Here is a 17,655-nt window from a genome sequence, read left to right on the forward strand (position 1 = left end):
ATCGGCCCACCCGACATGTGACCACCGCCTCAGGAGCGAGGTGGGGCGACTGTGGCTCTGACCTGCGAAGCAGGCAGGTGGGCGGAAAGGGATATCAGACACCTGCCGGTCCCGCCGTTCCCCGCGGTTCCCCGCTGGATCTGGCACGGATGTGGGACGGGGAGGCCTCTGATCTTCCTCAACTGACGGGGGCGGCACGGCTGTACAACTGACGGGGCCGTCCCTCAACGGGATGCCGCTCTCTCCTGCTTGTCTATCGCGGCGGCAAGTGCAAGGAGCGCCTCAACCTGGGCCATCCGTACGCGAGTCTCGACGGAGAGCCGCCCCCTCTCTCGCTCAGCTGCTTCAAGCAACTCCTGAGCCTTGTGCGCATGCGTGGCATAGTCAGCCACGAGAGACCCCCTGCTCGTCGAGACGTCCACCGTAGCGATCACTCCGGGGCGATGGGGCCCCGTTGCCCGAGTCGAGCCAAGCGGTCTCTTCGACGAGGAGGGGCCTACCGGCCTGGCCTCGGGATTTGAACACCCTCGATGGTCAACGGTCGTGATCGGGATCGCTGATCGACTCGGCTCGATGATCCGTGGGGCGCGAGGCGACGTGGACTCAAGTGGCACGGAAGTGGCACGGCCGTGGTCACGAGAAAGGGCCAGTTCGAGGGCATCAAGCCCCTGAACTGGCCCTTCACTATGTGCCCCAGGCAGGATTCGAACCTGCGACACCCGCTTTAGGAGAGCGGTGCTCTATCCCCTGAGCTACTGAGGCGAGGCTTGATCGTTACCTCGTCATGCGGTGGGGCCGCACCTTGCGAGGTCCTCTGTCAAGCTCTGAGCGTTCCCAGGCTGACGGCTGCCAAGCGAGTGGGGGACATGATCCGGACACCGCACGGCAGCGCCCGCCGGGGCGCTCGATCCACAGGGTACCGGATCGTTGCTCGGGCAGGCGCTGCCATGCGGTGGGTCGGTGACAGCGCGGTCGGGTATCGGGGGGTACCGGAGGCGGTGCCTTGGTGAACGGCTCGACGGGCGAGGTCATGGGGTCGAGCCGAGCCCATGCCTGCTCGACGCGGCGCCTGCGGGGCCCTTGAACTTCTGACGGCTGCATCCGACGACCTGCCGGTGTGCGGCGTCGGCGCGCCGCGTACGGTGCCGCACCGGAGGGGGCCAGCTGCCGTGTTGAGCGCAGTCACCACCGGCTCGGCGTCGTGCCCGCCCCGTTGTTCAGCCCTGCGGCCCTCCAGCCGATGTGCGCCCGCGCGGGCGAGCTGCGGATCGGACGGCCGACCCGCCCGGCCGGGTACCGGGACGGGCGGTTCCACGGCAGGGGCGTCAGTCGCCGGGCAGCCGCGCGTGGGTGTGCCGGACCAGGTCGGCGAAGGCATCCGGATCCTGGAGTGGGAAGAGGTGGTCGCCGGGGGCGTGCGAGAGGTGGGCGGTTGTACCGCCGCCGCGCACGGCCCTGACGTACGTCTGCTCCTCCAGGCGGAAGAGGAGGTCACGGCGCCCGTTGACGAACCGGGTCGGAGTCCGCAGCCGGGCGGCCAGGTCCAGGAAGTCCACGCGGCGCAGCTCCCGGACGGCCTCACCGAAGGCGTGCCGGGCGAAGCCGCCGGCGATGACCGCCTCGGCGCACTCGGGCGTGGCGTGGCGCCGGAAGAGGCGGGCGTTCACCTCGGTGCTGCGCTCCTCGCTCCGGAGCTCGTCGATGCGCGCGGCAGCGGTGTAGGCGAGCGCCTTCCAGCCGCGCGGCCGCGCGGTCGACCCGCACACCAGCAGCCCGTGCACGTGCTCGGGACAGAGCGCCGCGTGGGCCATGGCCACGAAGCCGCCCAGGGACATGCCCACGACCAGCGGCCGTCGGCCGGTCACCGCATGCGCCTCTGCGACGACCGGGTCGAGTGCCTCGACGGCCGCCGCGAGGGTGAACGTCCGACCGCGCAATGCGCCGTGGCCGGGCAGGTCGGGGGTGCTTACCCGGAAGGCGGGTGCGAGCCGCCGGGCATGGGGGAGCCACATGGACGAGGAAACGCGGATGCCGTGCAACATCACCACAGCGGAGTCTGTCCTGTCGCCGCCGAACACGCGCGAGGTGGGCTCGGTCATGCCGCGCGCCCCCCGTCGCCGGTCGTCTTCCGGGGGCGCCGGGCCGTGGCGGGACCCCGTCTCGCGTCTCCCCCGCCGAGGGGCTTGCGGGCGCCGGTGTGCCGGGGAGCGTTCGGTGGCCGCGCGGTCCGTCCGGTCAGGAAGCAGCCTGGCGCGGTGGTGGCCGCCCCGGTACAGCGGAGCACTGCGCGCAGTGAGTGGGGCGCCGTGCCGTTCATGGCCGAGCGCCCGGTCGCCGGTGGACGGACGGCCCGGCCCGCGAGGTCACGTCGGTGCGGAACGTCGGGGCAGGGATTGAGCAGGCCGGCGTACGCGGTCCTGGGCCGGTGAACACCAGGCCGAGCAGCTCCGTCACGCGGGCGCCGGGTCCGCTCCGCAGGTCGTGCCAGTACTCGGTGACACGGGTCCCTTCGCCCGCCGGCTCGACTTCCCCTGTGTGAACCCAGGGGGATGCGTGAACAAGATCGCGAATGGTGTTGCCCGCGCTCGTCTCGGACGCCGCCGCGGACCCCGAACTCGGCCAGCGTCTGCGCGAGGAACTCATAGAGCAGCGCAAGAAGCAGTCGGTCGCGGTTCTCGACCGGGCGGTCGAACGCGGGGCCCTCCCCCAGGACGCCGACGTTTCCACGGTGCTGGACATGTGGGCCCGGCTGATGCTGTTCCGCAGCCTGTTCTACGGCGTCAGGCTCGACGAACAGTCCATACGCGGCCTGGTGAGTGCGACCCTGGCGTCCCCGCCGCGCACCGTCTTTGTGGACCAGCCTTCCGCGGCCTGAAGCGGCCCCCGTCAGCGGCCGGCTGACGATCGGCTGTCCCCGCGGGATCGCTGTCGCGTTCGGGCCGCTGCGCCGTACGGGCGCAGCGGCCCGAAGAACCCGGCGACAGCAGGACGACACGGTCGACGCCTCCCCGCGGGCGCGTCGGCGGGAGCGCCGGGGCGGCGGCCGTTCCCCCGTGCTTCGCGGCGCGCCGTCTCGCAGTGCGGGGAACGGTCCCGCCGGCGTGTCCCGGTAAGGACGCAGAGCAGCATCGGGCGCGTCAGGTGCGGGGCTGCCCGTCGTCGAGGCCGGCCGCGGTGAGGGCAGCGGTGAGGCGGTCGACGCGGGCGCGCAGGTCGTTGATCTCGTCCAGGTCGAGGCCGGTGGCCGCGGAGATGCGGGGCGGTATCCGCAGGGCCTTCTCGTGGAGCGCCGTGCCGGCGTCGGTGAGGTGGACCGTGACGGAGCGCTCGTCGTCCGTGGAGCGCTCGCGACGGACGAGGCCGGCGGCCTCGAGGCGCTTGAGGAGTGGGGAGAGGGTGCCGGAGTCCAGGCGCAGGTGCTCGCCGATCTTCTTGACCGGCAGGGCGCCGTGCTCCCAGAGCACGAGCATCACCAGGTACTGGGGGTAGGTGAGGCCGAGGTCCTTGAGGACGACGCGGTAGACGCTGCCGAAGGCGCGCGATGCCGCGTGCAGGGAGAAGCAGATCTGGTTCCCGAGCCGGAGATGGTCCTCGGCGCGGGCGGGCGCGGTGGCGGTCATGGGTCGATGGTAACTCGACCGTCCACATTTTAGTTGTGCACAACTGAATTGTGTGCTTTACTTGTCGTCGTCGAGATCGCAACCGATCGAAAGAGGACGTTCCATGGACCCGCTGTACACCGCCGTCGCCACCGCCAACGGCCGTGACGGCCGCGCCGTCAGCTCCGATGGTCAGCTCGACCTGGCGCTCGCCATGCCGCCGGCGCTCGGTGGCAACGGTCAGGGCACCAACCCCGAGCAGCTTTTCGCCGCCGGTTACGCCGCGTGCTTCGCCAGCGCCCTCGCCCTGGTCGGGCGGCAGGCGAAGGTGGACACCAGTGAGATCTCCGTGACCGCCGAGGTGACCATCGGCAAGGACGAGACGAGCTTCGCCCTGGCCGTCGTGCTCCGTGCCGAACTTCCGGCGGAACTGGAGAACGAGACCGGCCGCAGCCTGCTTGAGCAGGCCCACCAGGTGTGCCCGTACTCCAAGGCGACGCGGGGCAACATCCCGGTCGAGCTCGTCGTGGAGTGAGCGGAGCAAGGATGTGCGGAAGGGCCCCGGGCGCGGCAGCGTCCGGGGCCCTTCCGCTGTGCGCGGGGGCCGCGACGCCCTGCCTCCCGGGCGCCACCCCGCTCGGCCGCGTGCGTGTGACCCAGTTCACGAAGGACGCCGAAATATCCGGGGAACGGTTCCCCGTTTATCCCTACGCCGCACAAACGGGGACTCGCTCCCCGGAACCGAACGGAACGAGAGGAGTGCCCCGTCATGACGGCGAACGCCGCTGTGAAGCTTCGCGCGGACGCCACGCGCAACCGCGAGCGGATCATCGTCGCCGCCCGTGAGGCGCTCCTCGAGCACGGTGTCGACGCCCCGCTCGACGAGATCGCCAAGCGAGCCGGAGTGGGCAACGCCACTGTCTACCGTCACTTCGCCGACCGCCAGGAGCTCGCGCTCCAGGTGGCCCTGTCGGTGATGGACCGGCTCACCCGTCGGGCCGAGGAGGCGCTGGCGCAGGAGCCGGACGCCTTCGACGCACTGCGCCGCTTCGTGCACGAGGCGGCCGACGAGCGCGTGGGCGCGCTGTGCCCGATGCTCTCCACCGGATTCGGCAAGGGGGATCCGCGGCTCGAGGAGAGCCGCATACGCTTGGAGCACGCGATCGAGGAGCTGCTGGCCGCCGGGCGGCGGATCGGACGGCTCCGTTCCGACATCGACGTCGGCGACGTGATGGTGGCCGTCAGCCAGCTGACGCGGCCACTGCCCGGTATGCACTGCGGCAGCATGGATCGCTTCGTCCGTCGTCATCTGCAGTTGTTCGTCGACGGCCTGCAGGCGTCGGCGAGCTCCGAACTCCCCGGCCAGTCCGTCACTTTCGACGATCTGCGGCAATGTCGCTGAGGTCCGCCTGCCGAGCGGGTGCCCCCGCGTAATTCATTCGCCCACAACATCTGCGTTACATACCGTAAGTCCTCTTCGTCTTCAATGTCGTCATCTCCTCGTACCGTTAGTGAGTTCACCCATGCCTGATACGGCACATTCCCAACGCTGGAAGGCGTTGGCCTTCATCGCGATAGCTCAGCTGATGGTCGTCCTCGACGGCACCATCGTGAACATCGCCCTTCCGTCCGCCCAGACCGACCTGGGCATCTCCGACGCCAACAAGCAGTGGGTCATCACGGCCTACGCGCTCGTCTTCGGTGGGCTGCTGCTCTTCGGCGGACGCATCGCCGACCTCTGGGGCCGCCGCCGTACCTTCGTCACGGGCCTGATCGGTTTCGCCGCCGCCTCCGCCATCGGCGGCGCGGCTGCCAACGAGGCGGTGCTCTTCGGAGCCCGTGCGCTGCAGGGCGCCTTCGGTGCGCTCCTCGCGCCGGCCGCGCTGTCGCTCCTCGCGGTGATGTTCACCGAGGCCAAGGAACGCGCCAAGGCGTTCGGCATCTACGGCGCCATCGCCGGTGGTGGCGGTGCCGTCGGTCTGATCCTCGGCGGTGTGCTCACCGAGTACCTGGACTGGCGCTGGACCTTCTTCGTCAACATCCCCTTCGCCGCCGTCGCCGCCTTCGGCGCCATGCGCTTCGTCCGCGAGCCGGCCGGCAGCCGCAACAGCAGCGCTCTGGACATCCCCGGCGTCGTGCTGGCCACCGCGGGCCTGGTCTCCCTGGTCTACGGCTTCACCCGCGCCGAGACCCACGGCTGGAGCGAGGGGACGACGATCGGCCTGTTCGTGGCCTCGGTGGTGCTGCTCGTCGCGTTCGTGGCCGTGGAGGCCCGCGTGAAGGCCCCGCTGCTGCCGCTGCGCGTGGTGACCGACCGCAACCGCGGCGGTGTCTACCTCTCGTTGGGCCTGGCCATCATCGCCATGTTCGGCCTGTTCCTCTTCCTCACCTACTACCTGCAGGTCGTCCAGGGCTACTCCGCGCTGAAGACCGGCTTCGCCTTCCTCCCGATGATCGCGGGTATGATCACCGGCTCGACGCAGATCGGCGCGCGCCTGATGACCCGCGTCCCTCCGCGCCTGCTGATGACCCCCGGCTTCCTGGTGGCGGGCCTGGGCATGCTCGTGCTGACCCAGCTGTCGGTCGACAGCTCGTACGCGGGCCTGGTGCTGCCGGCCGAGATCCTGCTCGGCCTCGGCATGGGTACGGCCTTCATGCCGGCCATGAGTCTGGCCACGTACGGGGTTCAGCCGCGTGACGCGGGTGTCGCCTCCGCCATGGTCAACACCTCGCAGCAGGTCGGCGGCGCCATCGGTACGGCGCTGCTGAACACCATCGCGGCCAGCGCGACCACCTCGTGGGTCGCGGCGCACGCGGCCGAGGCCCGCACCCTCGGCAAGCAGGGCTTCACCAACGCCGCGGCCGTGCACGGCTACTCCACGGCGATCTGGTGGGCGGTCGGGATCCTGGCCCTGTCCGCGATCATCGCCTTCACCTTCATCAACACCGGCGGTGGCGGTGGAGTGGTGGCCGGCTCCGGCGGCAAGGACGCCGATGGCGCGGAAGACGTCGCCGTCCCGGTGATCGCTCACTGACGCACGCGTCGACGACGACGGCACGCCGGACGAACGGCGAGCACACGGAAGGGCCCCGCTTCATGGGAGGAAGCGGGGCCCTTCCTGTCGCGTCGCGGAGACTACCTGCCGAACTGCACGGAGCGCTTGGCCGGACCGGTCCAGAAGCTGTCGATGACGCTTGCGCTGCTCGCCGAGCGCGTCCTCGCGGCGCCCGTGTCAGGTAGAGCGCGGCGAAGTGCTCCGCGGATGGGTGAGCCGTCCGGCGGGGGGATGTGTGCTCGAAGTCCAGCGGTACGGCCGGGGCGGCACTCTCGGGGAAGGTTGGCGGTCTCTTGAAGTTTCAAGCGGAAGGGAGGGGTTGGGTTCGCGATTGCTTGAAACTTCAAGGTCGAGTTCGTAGAGTGGAGCCATGAGCACGAGAGCCACCGAACCCCGCTGGTTGAGCCAGGAGGAGCAGCGCACCTGGCGTGCTTACCTGGCGTCCACACAGTTGGTCTCGGACGCGCTCGACCGGCAGCTCCAGCGTGACGCACGGATGCCACACGCGTACTACTCGTTGCTGGTGTGGCTCTCGGAGACCCCCGACCGCCGGATGCGCATGACGGAACTGGCCGAACGCTCGAAGATTACGCGCAGCCGGCTCTCCCACGCCATATCCCGTCTGGAGGGGAACGGCTGGGTCCGGCGCGAGAACTGTCCCTCCGACCGGCGCGGGCAGCTGGCGGTGCTCACCGACGAGGGGTTCGCCGCGCTCGCCGCGGCCGCCCCCGGCCATGTCGAGGCAGTGCGCGGGGCGATCTTCGACCCGCTCTCGGCAGAGCAGGTGCGCCAACTCGGCGAGATCTGCCGGGCCATCGCCGAGGGGCTCCAGCCGCGCGACGGCGGGGCGGAAGACCTCCCCTGGCTGCGCTGAGCCCTTCGGTTCAGGCCAGCTCCTTCTCGTACCAGGCGACGTCCCAGTAGCGGCCGAACTTCCGGCCGACCTCCCGGTGGACGCCCAGCGGGCGGAATCCGAAACGGGTGTGCAGGCGGACGGACGCCTCGTTGGGTTGCGTGATGCCGGCGTACGCGCGGTGCAGGTCCTCGCCTCGCAGGGCTTCGAAGAGCGCGGCGTAGAGAAGAGTGCCGACGCCGCGGCCGCCTGCGTCCGGGGCGCAATACACGGAGGTCTCCACGGAGGTGGAGTACGCGGCCTTCGGGCGGAACGGGCTGCTTGTGGCGTATCCGAGCAGTCCGTTCGAGCCGTCCGGTTTTTTTCCGCAGGCAACCAAAAGGCGATGCGGCCCGTCTTCCGGGTGGGACAGGAGCCAAGGACGGCGCTGTTCCGGTGACAACGGCTCGAGATCGAAGGTGGTCGCCGTCTCCCGGATGTAGTGGTTGCACAGGTCGGTGAGGGCCTGCAAATCCCCCTCCACCCCCGTCCTGACCTGCACTTCTGTGGACTCTGACAATGATCCACCTCCGGCTTTGGGCCCTACAGGGTACTGCAAGATCGTAAAAAACGGGGTCGCGCTTGGGAATTGTGTCCGGATTCCAGTCGTTATCTCTTTTCGAGTGGGCAGCCGAAAGGCACGCGCGAAGCTGCTGGAGGGGCAGCTCATTCGACCAGACACCCGACCGAACCTTCGCAAGGGAGCACGCATGGCAACCCGTGCCGTCGCCCGCAGCACCACAGGCGGGAACAGCAGCGCTCGCGCAGGCCACGGTGAGATGGCCGACCGTGACCTCGTCGGCATGTACCTCGACGAGATCGCGCGCACGCCGCTGCTCGACGCCGCGCAGGAAGTCGAGCTTTCCAGGGCGATCGAGGCCGGCGTCTACGCCGAGCAGCTCCTCGCGGGCGAGGAGCTGGGTCAGGGAGCGGGCGCAGGCCGAGAGGAACTGGAGGCGATAGCCGCCGCGGGAGCGCGGGCCAAGGACGTCTTCATCCGTTCCAACCTGCGCCTGGTCGTCGCCGTCGCGCGACGCTATCCGCGCAGCGGCCTGCCGCTGCTCGACCTGATCCAGGAAGGCAACGCAGGCCTGGTGCGCGCCGTCGAGAAGTTCGACTACACCAAGGGCTTCAAGTTCTCCACGTACGCGACGTGGTGGATCCGTCAGGCGATCACCCGGTCCATCGCGGACCAGTCGCGCACCATCCGGCTTCCCGTCCACCTGGTGGAGGAGCTGGGGCGGGTGCGCCGGGTGCAGCGCGAGTTCAACCGCGAGCACGGGCGCGACCCTGAGCCCGCGGAGATCGCGGACGAGCTCGGCTCCACCCCGGAAAGGGTCTCCGACGTACTGGACTGGGCGCGCGACCCTGTGAGCCTGAACATGTCGGTGGACGACGAGGGCGAGACGCAGTTCGGCGATCTCGTCGAGGACACCTCCGCGACCTCGCCGGAGGACTCCGTACTCGTCATGCTGCGGCGTGAGGAACTGGAGGACCTGATCGACCGGCTCGACGACCGGACAGCGTCCATCATCCGGGCGCGCTACGGCATCGTGGACGGCCGCGAGCGCACGCTGACCGAGGTCGGCAAGCAGCACGGGCTGACGCGTGAGCGGATCCGGCAGATCGAGAAGCACGCGCTGGCGGACCTCAAGCGCATGGCGCGCGCGACCGGGCTGTCCATCGAAGCGGCCTGACCCTGGGCGGCCACCGCGCGCGGTGCCCGCGCTGACTCCACAGACTCGAGCCCCGGTGCCACCCCCCTGTGCCGGGGCTCGACCCTTGGCGCCGCCGGACCGGTCCCCGTGTCGGCCCGGTGTCGGCTTGGCCCGGTGTCGGCTTGGCCCGGTGTCGGCCCGGACTTGGGTCGGCCCGGACCTGGGTCGGCCCGGTGCGTGCGGCCTGGTCGTTGTGGTCGGGCCGTCTGGTCGAGCGGGAGCCGTCGAGCCGCCCCGTACCCTGGGTGGCATGAGCAGTACCCCCTACTCCGCCACGAACCACACCGAGGCCCCTGTTCCGCGAGCACCGCGCGACGACCCCGCGGCGGCGCTGGTCTTCGACGACCCGCTGGACCGACAGTCGTCCGACGACACCGACACCGGATGGGGCGAGCGCCCCGGCCAGGGCGGTGCGGGGGATCTCGCGCGCTTTCTCGACGAGAAGCCCCCGCACCACATCTGAGGCGGCCCGTCTTACGGACGCGTCCGGTTGCTGCTGCCGTGGCTGTAGGGAGAGGGAATGGTGGGGGCGTCGCCGTGGCCCTGCTGCTGGCGGGCGAGCAGGTCGCGTATCTCGGTCAGCAGTTCCAGCTCCGTGGGAGCGGCCACTGCCTCCTCCTTGCCCGCCCTGCGCCGCTCGTTGAGTTTGTTCATCGGCAGGATCAGCAGGAAGTACACGACGGCGGCCGTGATGAGGAAGGTCAGCGCCGCGCCGGCGACGGCGCCCCACAGCAGGCCCACACCCTTGGTGAGCTCGCCGTTGACGACGGTGCAGGGCGCCTCGATGCACAGGGTGTAGCCGTCGAGGTTCTTGGTGCCGATGGCACCGATCACCGGATTGATGAGGCCCTTCACGAACGCGTCGACGATCTTGCTGAACGCGGCGCCGACCACGACCGCGACAGCGAGCTCGACGACGTTGCCACGCAGCAGGAAGGCTTTGAAGCCCTTCAAGGGACGAATTCCTTTCGAGGAACGACCGTGCAGTGCGGCCCGGGGAGCCGTGGGTACCCAGTGGTGTCCCGCGGGGCGCCGCCGGAGCGAGGGCCGGCGGTCACGGAGGTAGGTGAGCGGTTCGGCCTTTGAGGGTAGGGGGTGCGCGCGGGGGCTCACCCACTGGTTGCTGCCCTTCTCATGGAATACGGCTAACGCAGGGCGACCGCCAGGGGCGAGGAGGCCGCGGCGCCGGACAACGCGGCAGCCGTCCCCCGTGGTACCGACAGCACGATCAGTGCTCCGCCGCCGAATCCGCCCCCGTCCACGCCTGCCGCGGCGAGGCCCTGGGCGCCGGCGGGGGGAGAGGGGACCGCCACCACAGGCGCTCCGCGGGCCACCACGCGCGCCGCGGCGAGGACGTCCACCCGGTCGCCGGGCCGGACCAGCGAGGCGGCAGCCGCGTCCGCGATGCGCACCGGCGCCCGGACCATGTCCTGTGCGGCGGCAGCGGCAGCCGGGGCGTCCCGTCCCGGTCGGCGGGGCTGCTGATCCGTCCGGGGCGCCGCCGCGGCCAGTGCGGCAGCGGTCATCGCCAGGCCCGCGGCCATCATCCGCCGCCGTCGGCGCAGCGCACGGCGCAGGCGATGCCTCCCGCCGCCCGCCCTGATCGGCGCGAACATCGGGACCACGCCAGGTGTGGGCGCGTCCGTGCCCATACCCGCCGGCGGTACCGGGCCGCCGCCTGCCCACCATGTGGCGCCACCGCTGTCCACCATCTCGACCACCCCCGTCATCGGGCCTTGCCCGCCGGTGCTTCCGGCCGGGCACGACCACCATGACGCATCGCGCCGCGGCGCCTCGGCGCCCTGTGGAGTACTGGCCGGTTGTGGATAACTCGGCCACCCGTTCGAGGGGATGAGCTTGACGGGCCTGGCGGTGCGGCGCCGGTGGTGGTGTGCTTGCTGGTAACGAACCGAAGCGCGGAGCTCGAGAGCGGGAGGTGGTCGACATGACCAGTCAGCCATTGCGCGACGGCCCGTCCGAAAGGTCCAGAGCTCATCCGGGGGACGTCAGCCGTCGCGTCGCGCAGCGGCGGGAACAGTTGGGGCTCAGCCGCGAGGAAGTGGCCGCCAGGGCCGGAATGACGTCCAGCTACGTGCGGTATGTGGAGGAGCAGTGCCACCACACCATCGGCACCAACGCCCTGCTCCGGCTTGCAGGCGCCTTGCGCACCACTGCGAGCCATCTGCTGGGCGGTGATGCCGAGCACGTGCCCGGTGAGGAGGCCGTCGGTCCACCGGTGATGGAGGAGATGCGGCCGGAGGAGTGCTGGAACCGGCTGTCCGGCCAGGACGTCGGCAGGATCGCGCTGACAACCGGCGGGGGCCACCCCGCGGTCGTTCCTGTGAACTACGCGGTCGTCGACGGCACCATCATCTACCGCACGGCTGCGGACGCGCCTCCGTCCCTGGCCAAGGGCAATGAGGTCGCCTTCGAGGTCGACCAACTCGACGCCTGTCTCAGCGCGGGATGGAGTGTGCTGGTTCTCGGGGCCGCCGAGCGCGTCGTCGATCCCGAGGACTCTCGGGTGCTGGAGGCCCATCCTGGCCCTTGGTCCGGAGGTGAGGACGACCTGTGGATACGCATCGTCCCCTCCCGTATCTCCGGCAGCCTCATACGCAGCGTGTAGCAGGCAAGAGCCGCGAAGGAGAGAGACGGGCACAGTCGGATGTGATCGCGCGTCCGATCGGACGCATTCGGTTCGGCCGGCCGGTCAGGCGTGGCGAAACACCGCCACGGGGCAGTGAGCGTGGTGTAGCAGGGCATGGGTCACATGTGGCAGTCGGCCGCGGGAACGTCGATGCCGTTGGGCGCCTGCGACGAGTAGGTCGGCATGGGCCGAGGCATCCACCAGGGCGCCGCTCGCTGAGGAGGCGTTGACCAGGTCCACAGTCACGGTGAGGTCCGGGTACTCCTCGCGAATCCTGTCGGCGACCTGCTGTTGCGCGGCCGCCTCCCGGTCACCGACCGACCTGGCGTCGTCCAGCCCGGGCACCATCTCGCCCACAGCCCCGAGCAGGCTCCATGCCGTCAGGAGGCGCAAGGTGGCCTTCCGTAGCCGGGCCTCGTCGGCGGCGAAGCGCACGGTGGCCAGGTCGGTCTCGTCGCGGAGCCCGGCCAGGACGACACCGGTGGACGGATGCTCGCTGCCTCGCACGATGACCACGGGCCCGCACGCGTGGGCCGCCACACGCAGCCCGACCGAGCCCAGCAACAGCGCTTGGAAGCCACCCAGCCCACGGCTGCCGACCACGACGAGGCTCTCGGGCCCGGAGTGGTCCACCAAGGTGTCGGCGGGCTTCCCTTTACCGAGAGAGGTGGTGATCGTCAGGTCCGCGTAGCGGGTTGTGGCGGCGGCCGCCGCCTCGTCCAGCACCGCGTGGCCGTTGTCGATGACGAGTTGTGCGGTCTCGGGCGTCAGGTTGCGGCCCGAACGGGTCTCCAGGCCGGCAGCGTGGAGGATGTGCAGCGGGCGATCGCGTAGCACGGCCTCGCCTGCGGCCCACATCACCGCGGCGATGGCGCGGGGCGAGCCGTCCGTGCCGACCACGACCGATCCGTGGCTGGTGTCCATGGCGGTGTCTCCTTGTCGCTGTCGCTCCGCTCGGACTCGTCCCCCCTGCGTTCCGTCCCGCCCTCGTCCCGTCTCGGCGATGCCCACGCCGCACTGCAGCTGCCCGGACAGCCCTTGCCCGCCTCGTCCCCCGTCCCCTCGTCCACATCTCAGCGCGGCAGCAGCACCGCGGCGCCGTTGACACCGTCGGCGGCCAGGTCGGACAGCGCCCGGTCCGCGTGGTCCAAGGAATAGGGGGTGACAGTCACCCGGATGCCGATTCGGGCGGCCAAGGCCAGGAATTCCTTTCCGTCCTGTCGTGTGTTGGAGGTGACGCTGCGCAGATTGCGTTCCTGGAACAGATGGCGCTGGTAGTTCAGTGCCGGGATGTCGGTGAGGTGGATCCCGGCGATTGCCAGGGTTCCGCCCCGGTCCAGGGCTTCCAGGGCCGGCGGCACCAGGTCGCCGACCGGGGCGAAGAGGATGGCCGCGTCCAACGGTTCCGGCGGGCGGTCCGCCGCCGCCCCGGCAGAGGCGGCGCCGAGTTCCCGCGCGAGTTCCCGCGCTCGTTCCGACCGCGTCAGTACATGCACGGTGGCCCCCTCGGCCAGGGCGACCTGGGCAGCGATATGCGCGGAGGCGCCGAAGCCGTAGATGCCGAGCCGCCCGCCGGGCGGCAGGTCGCTGCGGCGCAGCGCGCGGAAGCCGATGATGCCCGCGCACAGCAGGGGCGCCAGGTGCATGGCGTCACGGCCGTCGGCGTCTTCGGGCAGGGCGTAGGCGTAGTCCTCGGGCACGGAGGTGAAGTCGGCGAAGCCGCCGTCTGCGTCCCAGCCGGTGTAGAGCGAGTACGGGCACAGGTTCTCGCGGCCGCTCAGACAGTAGATGCAGTTCCCGCACGTGCCGCGTAGCCAGGCGACCCCCACCCGGTCGCCCTCGGTGAAGCGGCTGACGAGCTCACCCGTGCCGACGACGCGCCCCACCACCTCATGCCCGGGGATGGTCTCGCGGCGGTGGGGTGGCAGGTCGCCCTCCGCCAGGTGCAGGTCGGTACGGCACACGCCGCACGCCTCCACGCGCAGCAGCAGTTCCCGCGGTCCTGGCACAGGCTTGGGGCGTCCGACGCGTACCAGTGGCTCCGTGATCATGGGTCCGGGCCGATCGACGACCCAACCGCTCAGCATGTCTCCAGTCTGCGACCGGAGGCCTCGGCGCTGCAGCCCGAAGCCCGTCACGCGGGCATGGCGAAGACCCCCGTCGCACGGGACGGGGGCCTTCGCCAGGGCAGGGCGCCGTGGGCTCCGCTCAGGCGGCCGACGTGCTCGCCGAGCTGGTGGAGCCGCTGGTGGTGCTGCTGGAGGAGCCGGCGGAGCCGCTGCTCTTGGAGTCCGAAGAGGCCTTCGACTCCGAGCTGCCGCTCTTGGAGGCCGGCGTGCTGCTGGACGACGAGCCGCGGCTGTCCGTCCGGTAGAAGCCGGATCCCTTGAAGACGACGCCGACCGCGGAAAAGACCTTGCGAAGCCGGCCGTTGCAGGCCGGGCACTCGGTCAGCGGGTCGTCTGTGAACTTCTGCACCGCCTCGAGGCCCTCGCCGCAGGTGGTGCACTGGTACTGGTAGGTCGGCACTTGCTCCTCCTGGCACTCTGACTCAGTGAGTGCTAACGACGGTCAATAGTGCAGCATTCCGCGGCATCAGTCCACCGCGACCGGCTCTCGGTGACCGATGCCACTGCTGTGGCCGGTCCCGCCGCCGCGCGCCGCGACCACGTCCCCCGGCCTCGGCACCAGCCGTCCGCGCAGTGCCAGCAGCGTGACGAGCGCCAGTCCGGTGCCCACCAGCGGTACGGTGAACCCCGCGCTCGCCCCGAGCCCGTCGGCCAGTCGTCCCGCCGCCGTGGCGGCCGCCGCCTGGCCCAACGCCACCGCGCCGGTCAGCCAGGTGAACGCCTCCGTGCGGACCCCGGCGGGAACGAGCGACTCGACCAGGGTGTAGCCGGTGATCAGGGCGGGCGCGATGGTGAGCCCGACCAGGAGCCCGAGCCCGCCCAGCAGCGGCACTGCGTGTGCCGCCCACAGCATGGAGGTGGCCAGGGTCAGCGCCGTGTAGCCGACGACCAGGCGCCGCTTGGGCCCCGACTTCCACGCGACGGCGCCGCACGCGATGCCCGCGAGCATGTTGCCGGCCGCGAAGACCCCGTAGAGCAGGCCGTTGGTGCCCGGCCGCCCGATCTCCTCCGTGAAGGCCGTCATGGACACCTGCATGCCGCCGAAGACCGTGCCGATCCCGAGGAAGGCCACCGCCAGCACCCGCACCCCCGGCACGCGCAGCGCCGAGGCTCCCCGCTCGCGGCCCCCCGGGACGGTCCGGGACGAGGCGGGCGCGGTCCGCCGCTGCGCGGCGAAGAGCAGCCCGCCGGCCAGCGTCAGCACGGCCTCGGACAGCAACCCCGCCGCCGGGTGCACCCCCGTGGCCAGCGCCGTGGCCAGCACCGGCCCGATGACGAAGGTGAACTCGTCGGTGACGGACTCGAACGCCGCCGCCGTCTGCAGCAGCGGCGACCCGGTCGGCAGCGTGGCCGCCCAGCGGGCCCGCACCATGGGCCCGACCTGCGGCACCGAGGCGCCGGTGGGCACCGCCACCGCCAGCAGCGCCCACAAAGGCGCGTGCGCCAGCGCGAGCAGCGCCAGCAGCACCCCGGAAGCCGAGTGGACGATCACCCCCGGCAGCAGCACGGCACTCTGGCCGAAGCGGTCGGAGAGCTTGCCGCTCTGCGGGGCGAACAGCGCCATGGAGACGCCGGTGACGGCCGAGACGGCGCCGGCGGTGCCGTAGGAGCCGGTGGTGTGCTGCACCAGCAGGACGATGCCGATCGTCAGCATCGCGAACGGCTGGCGCGCGGCGAACCCGGGCAGCAGGAAGGCCCACGCTCCCGGCGTGCGCAGCAGTTGCCCGTACCCCGGCCGCGCCGGCGTACGGGAACCCCCACCGGACACGGGCGCACGCGACGTGGACGTATGTGACGTCGGCGTACGCGGCATGGACCTACGAGATGTACGACTGACCGTGGATCCCACGGCCGGGCCTTTCCGCCGCCTGGTAGCGCACCCTGGACGCCTGGTCGCGTTCCTGTGCGCCGAGAGCTGTCCTCTCGCGCATGACCGAGGTAGATACCGGGTCTGTCCGGCCGCCGGGCGGTCGCGCCAGCCCTGCATCAGGCAGAGTTGGTGATGACTGTCGTCAGCCATGCTAACGGCCGGCCGCACCGCCCGATTCCAGCCATCCGGCCAACTTGCCGCCGCGTCCCACCGCCCGCAGCCGGGCCTCGGCCTTGTCCCGCACCGGGTCGGTGGCCACGACGAGAAGTTCGTCACCGTGCCGCAGCACCGTCGTCGGCAGCGGGACGAAGCTCTTGCCCTCGCGGACGACCAGGGTGACTGCGGCACCCGGCGGCAGCCGCAGTTCGCCGACCTCCACACCGTGCATGCGCGAGCGGGGTGGGATCCGCACCGACAGCAGGTGCCCCCGCAGCCGTTCCAGGGGCGCCGACTCGATCCCCAGGTCCTCCGCGCCCCCGAGGTCCGCGAGGCGCAGTCTGCGGGCGACCCAGGGCAGCGTCGGACCCTGCACCAGGGTGTAGACGATCACCAGGACGAAGACGATGTTGAAGATGCGCTCGCTCTGCGGGACGCCCGCCACCATCGGGATCGTGGCGAGCACGATGGGCACCGCCCCGCGGAGCCCGGCCCAGGACAGCAGCGCCTGGTCGCGGAACGGCCTGCGGAACGGCAGCAGGCTCGCCATCACCGAAAGCGGCCGCGCCACCATCGTCAGCACCAGGCCGACCAGGAGCGCGGGCACGATGTCGTCGCCGAGTTCATGCGGGGTCACCTGCAGACCCAGCAGCACGAACAGGCCGATCTGCGCCAGCCAGGCCAGGCCCTCGGCGAAGCCCCGGGTCGCCGGGCGGTGCGGGAGCCGGGCGTTGCCCAGGACGACGGACGCGACGTACACGGCGAGGAATCCCGAGCCGTGGGCGAGCGCCCCGCCCGCGTACGCGAGGACGGCGATCGCCAGCACCGCGATCGGATAGAGGCCCGAGGCGGGCAGCGCGACACGGCGCATCGCGAACGCGCCGATCATGCCGATGGCCAGGCCGACCACGGCGCCGATGGACAGCTCCAGCAGGATCTCGCCCAGCAGCACGCCCCAGCTGTGCACCGGCCAGTGCTCGGAGAAGGCGACGACCAGGATGACGACCGGGGCGTCGTTGAATCCGGACTCCGCCTCGAGCACACCGGTCAGCCGGCTCGGCAGCGGCACCCTGCGCAGCACGGAGAAGACGGCCGCCGCGTCGGTGGAGGAGACCACTGCGCCGATCAGCAGCGCCACCCGCCAGTCCAGACCGACGAGGAAGTGTCCGGCCGCGGCGGTGACGCCGACGCTGACCGCGACGCCCAGGGTCGCGAGGACCGCCGCCGCCGGGACCGCCGGTTTGATCTCCCGCCACTGGGTGCCAAGTCCACCCTCGGCCAGAATCACCACAAGTGCGGCATATCCCAACACTTGTGTCAATTCGGCATTGTCGAAGGCGATTCCCAGCCCGTCCTGTCCCATGGCGACGCCGATGCCCAGGTAGAGGAGCAGGCTCGGCAGGCCGCTGCGTGAGGAGAGGCGCACGGCGACCACCGCCATGAGCAGCACGAGGGCGCACACGAGCAGGAGTTCATTGAGGCGTTCGACGGTCAGGAGCCGGTCCTTCCAGCGAAGTTCGTTGCTCTGCCTAAGATTTTACCGGTGCTTGAGGTTGCGCGATCTCTGTCCACAGGTCCGACACCGCTT

At 70.8% G+C, this 17,655-nt stretch carries 18 protein-coding genes and 1 tRNA gene; 8 read left to right on the plus strand and 11 right to left on the minus strand.

From position 1 onward, the window contains the following. Window positions 1-689: 689 nt before the first annotated feature. Both ACRWND_RS02935 and ACRWND_RS02940 read right to left on the minus strand, forming a co-directional pair. Window positions 690-762 (minus strand) — tRNA-Arg (locus ACRWND_RS02935). 563 nt (window positions 763-1,325) lie between these two features. Further along, window positions 1,326-2,099: an alpha/beta fold hydrolase gene (locus ACRWND_RS02940; RefSeq protein WP_431945516.1), complete on the minus strand. Its 774-nt coding sequence runs from the start codon at window positions 2,097-2,099 to the stop codon at window positions 1,326-1,328. Window positions 2,100-2,569: 470 nt separating this feature from the next. On the opposite strand from ACRWND_RS02940, the gene ACRWND_RS02945 reads away from it, so the two are divergent. Beyond that, complete coding sequence (locus ACRWND_RS02945; RefSeq protein WP_431945518.1) at window positions 2,570-2,875, plus strand: TetR-like C-terminal domain-containing protein; 306 nt, start codon at window positions 2,570-2,572, stop codon at window positions 2,873-2,875. A 262-nt stretch (window positions 2,876-3,137) separates the two neighbouring features. Here the strand turns inward: ACRWND_RS02945 and ACRWND_RS02950 are convergent, their stop codons facing one another. Then, window positions 3,138-3,620, minus strand: coding sequence for a MarR family winged helix-turn-helix transcriptional regulator (locus ACRWND_RS02950; protein ID WP_431945520.1), 483 nt, complete (start codon window positions 3,618-3,620; stop codon window positions 3,138-3,140). A 103-nt stretch (window positions 3,621-3,723) separates the two neighbouring features. On the opposite strand from ACRWND_RS02950, the gene ACRWND_RS02955 reads away from it, so the two are divergent. The 4 genes from ACRWND_RS02955 (at window position 3,724) to ACRWND_RS02970 (ending at window position 7,529) form a co-directional block, all read left to right on the plus strand. Then, window positions 3,724-4,134 (plus strand): organic hydroperoxide resistance protein, encoded by a 411-nt coding sequence (locus tag ACRWND_RS02955; protein ID WP_431945522.1) that lies wholly within the window; start codon window positions 3,724-3,726, stop codon window positions 4,132-4,134. A gap of 234 nt (window positions 4,135-4,368) precedes the next feature. Continuing rightward, window positions 4,369-5,001 carry a TetR/AcrR family transcriptional regulator gene (locus ACRWND_RS02960; protein WP_431945524.1) on the plus strand — a complete coding sequence of 211 codons (633 nt, stop codon included), beginning with the start codon at window positions 4,369-4,371 and terminating at the stop codon, window positions 4,999-5,001. Window positions 5,002-5,122: 121 nt separating this feature from the next. Continuing rightward, window positions 5,123-6,634 (plus strand): MFS transporter, encoded by a 1,512-nt coding sequence (locus ACRWND_RS02965; RefSeq protein WP_431945526.1) that lies wholly within the window; start codon window positions 5,123-5,125, stop codon window positions 6,632-6,634. A gap of 391 nt (window positions 6,635-7,025) precedes the next feature. Beyond that, on the plus strand, window positions 7,026-7,529 hold the full coding sequence (locus tag ACRWND_RS02970; protein WP_431945528.1) for a MarR family winged helix-turn-helix transcriptional regulator: 504 nt from the start codon (window positions 7,026-7,028) through the stop codon (window positions 7,527-7,529). A gap of 10 nt (window positions 7,530-7,539) precedes the next feature. Here the strand turns inward: ACRWND_RS02970 and ACRWND_RS02975 are convergent, their stop codons facing one another. Beyond that, the gene (locus tag ACRWND_RS02975; protein WP_431945530.1) at window positions 7,540-8,067 is read right to left on the minus strand and encodes an N-acetyltransferase family protein; all 528 of its coding nucleotides are present in this window, start codon (window positions 8,065-8,067) and stop codon (window positions 7,540-7,542) included. Between the two features lie 190 nt (window positions 8,068-8,257). Here ACRWND_RS02975 and ACRWND_RS02980 point away from each other — a divergent pair, with 190 nt between their 5' ends. Continuing rightward, window positions 8,258-9,244 carry a sigma-70 family RNA polymerase sigma factor gene (locus ACRWND_RS02980; RefSeq protein ID WP_431945532.1) on the plus strand — a complete coding sequence of 329 codons (987 nt, stop codon included), beginning with the start codon at window positions 8,258-8,260 and terminating at the stop codon, window positions 9,242-9,244. A 271-nt stretch (window positions 9,245-9,515) separates the two neighbouring features. After that, complete coding sequence (locus tag ACRWND_RS02985) at window positions 9,516-9,728, plus strand: hypothetical protein (protein WP_431945534.1); 213 nt, start codon at window positions 9,516-9,518, stop codon at window positions 9,726-9,728. Window positions 9,729-9,739: 11 nt separating this feature from the next. Here the strand turns inward: ACRWND_RS02985 and mscL are convergent, their stop codons facing one another. Both mscL and ACRWND_RS02995 read right to left on the minus strand, forming a co-directional pair. After that, entirely contained in the window at window positions 9,740-10,219 is a 480-nt protein-coding gene (gene mscL, locus ACRWND_RS02990; protein ID WP_431945536.1) for a large conductance mechanosensitive channel protein MscL, read from the minus strand. A 191-nt stretch (window positions 10,220-10,410) separates the two neighbouring features. Continuing rightward, complete coding sequence (locus ACRWND_RS02995) at window positions 10,411-10,881, minus strand: hypothetical protein (RefSeq protein ID WP_431945538.1); 471 nt, start codon at window positions 10,879-10,881, stop codon at window positions 10,411-10,413. Between the two features lie 329 nt (window positions 10,882-11,210). Here ACRWND_RS02995 and ACRWND_RS03000 point away from each other — a divergent pair, with 329 nt between their 5' ends. Beyond that, window positions 11,211-11,891: a helix-turn-helix domain-containing protein gene (locus ACRWND_RS03000; protein WP_431945540.1), complete on the plus strand. Its 681-nt coding sequence runs from the start codon at window positions 11,211-11,213 to the stop codon at window positions 11,889-11,891. Window positions 11,892-11,975: 84 nt separating this feature from the next. On the opposite strand, the gene ACRWND_RS03005 is transcribed toward ACRWND_RS03000, so the two are convergent. The 5 genes from ACRWND_RS03005 to ACRWND_RS03025 all read right to left on the minus strand — a co-directional run bounded on the left by ACRWND_RS03005 (window position 11,976) and on the right by ACRWND_RS03025 (window position 17,562). Next, window positions 11,976-12,836, minus strand: a complete 861-nt coding sequence (locus ACRWND_RS03005; RefSeq protein WP_431945542.1) for a universal stress protein — start codon at window positions 12,834-12,836, stop codon at window positions 11,976-11,978. A 149-nt stretch (window positions 12,837-12,985) separates the two neighbouring features. After that, window positions 12,986-13,996 (minus strand): zinc-dependent alcohol dehydrogenase family protein, encoded by a 1,011-nt coding sequence (locus ACRWND_RS03010; protein WP_431945739.1) that lies wholly within the window; start codon window positions 13,994-13,996, stop codon window positions 12,986-12,988. A gap of 124 nt (window positions 13,997-14,120) precedes the next feature. Next, window positions 14,121-14,441 (minus strand): FmdB family zinc ribbon protein, encoded by a 321-nt coding sequence (locus ACRWND_RS03015; RefSeq protein ID WP_431945544.1) that lies wholly within the window; start codon window positions 14,439-14,441, stop codon window positions 14,121-14,123. 66 nt (window positions 14,442-14,507) lie between these two features. Beyond that, window positions 14,508-15,854: an MFS transporter gene (locus ACRWND_RS03020; protein WP_431945546.1), complete on the minus strand. Its 1,347-nt coding sequence runs from the start codon at window positions 15,852-15,854 to the stop codon at window positions 14,508-14,510. 208 nt (window positions 15,855-16,062) lie between these two features. Continuing rightward, on the minus strand, window positions 16,063-17,562 hold the full coding sequence (locus ACRWND_RS03025) for a potassium/proton antiporter (RefSeq protein ID WP_431945741.1): 1,500 nt from the start codon (window positions 17,560-17,562) through the stop codon (window positions 16,063-16,065). Window positions 17,563-17,655: the final 93 nt, after the last annotated feature.

This window comes from Actinacidiphila sp. bgisy167, from assembly GCF_965342175.1.
Taxonomy (GTDB): domain Bacteria; phylum Actinomycetota; class Actinomycetes; order Streptomycetales; family Streptomycetaceae; genus Actinacidiphila.

Excerpts from the sequence above, each read along its gene's own strand:
- ACRWND_RS02940 (WP_431945516.1), bottom strand. The coding sequence starts at position 2,099 with ATGACCGAGCCCACCTCGCGCGTGTTCGGCGGCGACAGGACAGACTCC.
- ACRWND_RS02945 (WP_431945518.1), top strand. The coding sequence starts at position 2,570 with ATGGTGTTGCCCGCGCTCGTCTCGGACGCCGCCGCGGACCCCGAACTC.
- ACRWND_RS02950 (WP_431945520.1), bottom strand. The coding sequence starts at position 3,620 with ATGACCGCCACCGCGCCCGCCCGCGCCGAGGACCATCTCCGGCTCGGG.
- ACRWND_RS02955 (WP_431945522.1), top strand. The coding sequence starts at position 3,724 with ATGGACCCGCTGTACACCGCCGTCGCCACCGCCAACGGCCGTGACGGC.
- ACRWND_RS02960 (WP_431945524.1), top strand. The coding sequence starts at position 4,369 with ATGACGGCGAACGCCGCTGTGAAGCTTCGCGCGGACGCCACGCGCAAC.
- ACRWND_RS02965 (WP_431945526.1), top strand. The coding sequence starts at position 5,123 with ATGCCTGATACGGCACATTCCCAACGCTGGAAGGCGTTGGCCTTCATC.
- ACRWND_RS02970 (WP_431945528.1), top strand. The coding sequence starts at position 7,026 with ATGAGCACGAGAGCCACCGAACCCCGCTGGTTGAGCCAGGAGGAGCAG.
- ACRWND_RS02980 (WP_431945532.1), top strand. The coding sequence starts at position 8,258 with ATGGCAACCCGTGCCGTCGCCCGCAGCACCACAGGCGGGAACAGCAGC.
- ACRWND_RS02985 (WP_431945534.1), top strand. The coding sequence starts at position 9,516 with ATGAGCAGTACCCCCTACTCCGCCACGAACCACACCGAGGCCCCTGTT.
- ACRWND_RS02995 (WP_431945538.1), bottom strand. The coding sequence starts at position 10,881 with ATGTTCGCGCCGATCAGGGCGGGCGGCGGGAGGCATCGCCTGCGCCGT.
- ACRWND_RS03000 (WP_431945540.1), top strand. The coding sequence starts at position 11,211 with ATGACCAGTCAGCCATTGCGCGACGGCCCGTCCGAAAGGTCCAGAGCT.
- ACRWND_RS03005 (WP_431945542.1), bottom strand. The coding sequence starts at position 12,836 with ATGGACACCAGCCACGGATCGGTCGTGGTCGGCACGGACGGCTCGCCC.
- ACRWND_RS03020 (WP_431945546.1), bottom strand. The coding sequence starts at position 15,854 with ATGCCGCGTACGCCGACGTCACATACGTCCACGTCGCGTGCGCCCGTG.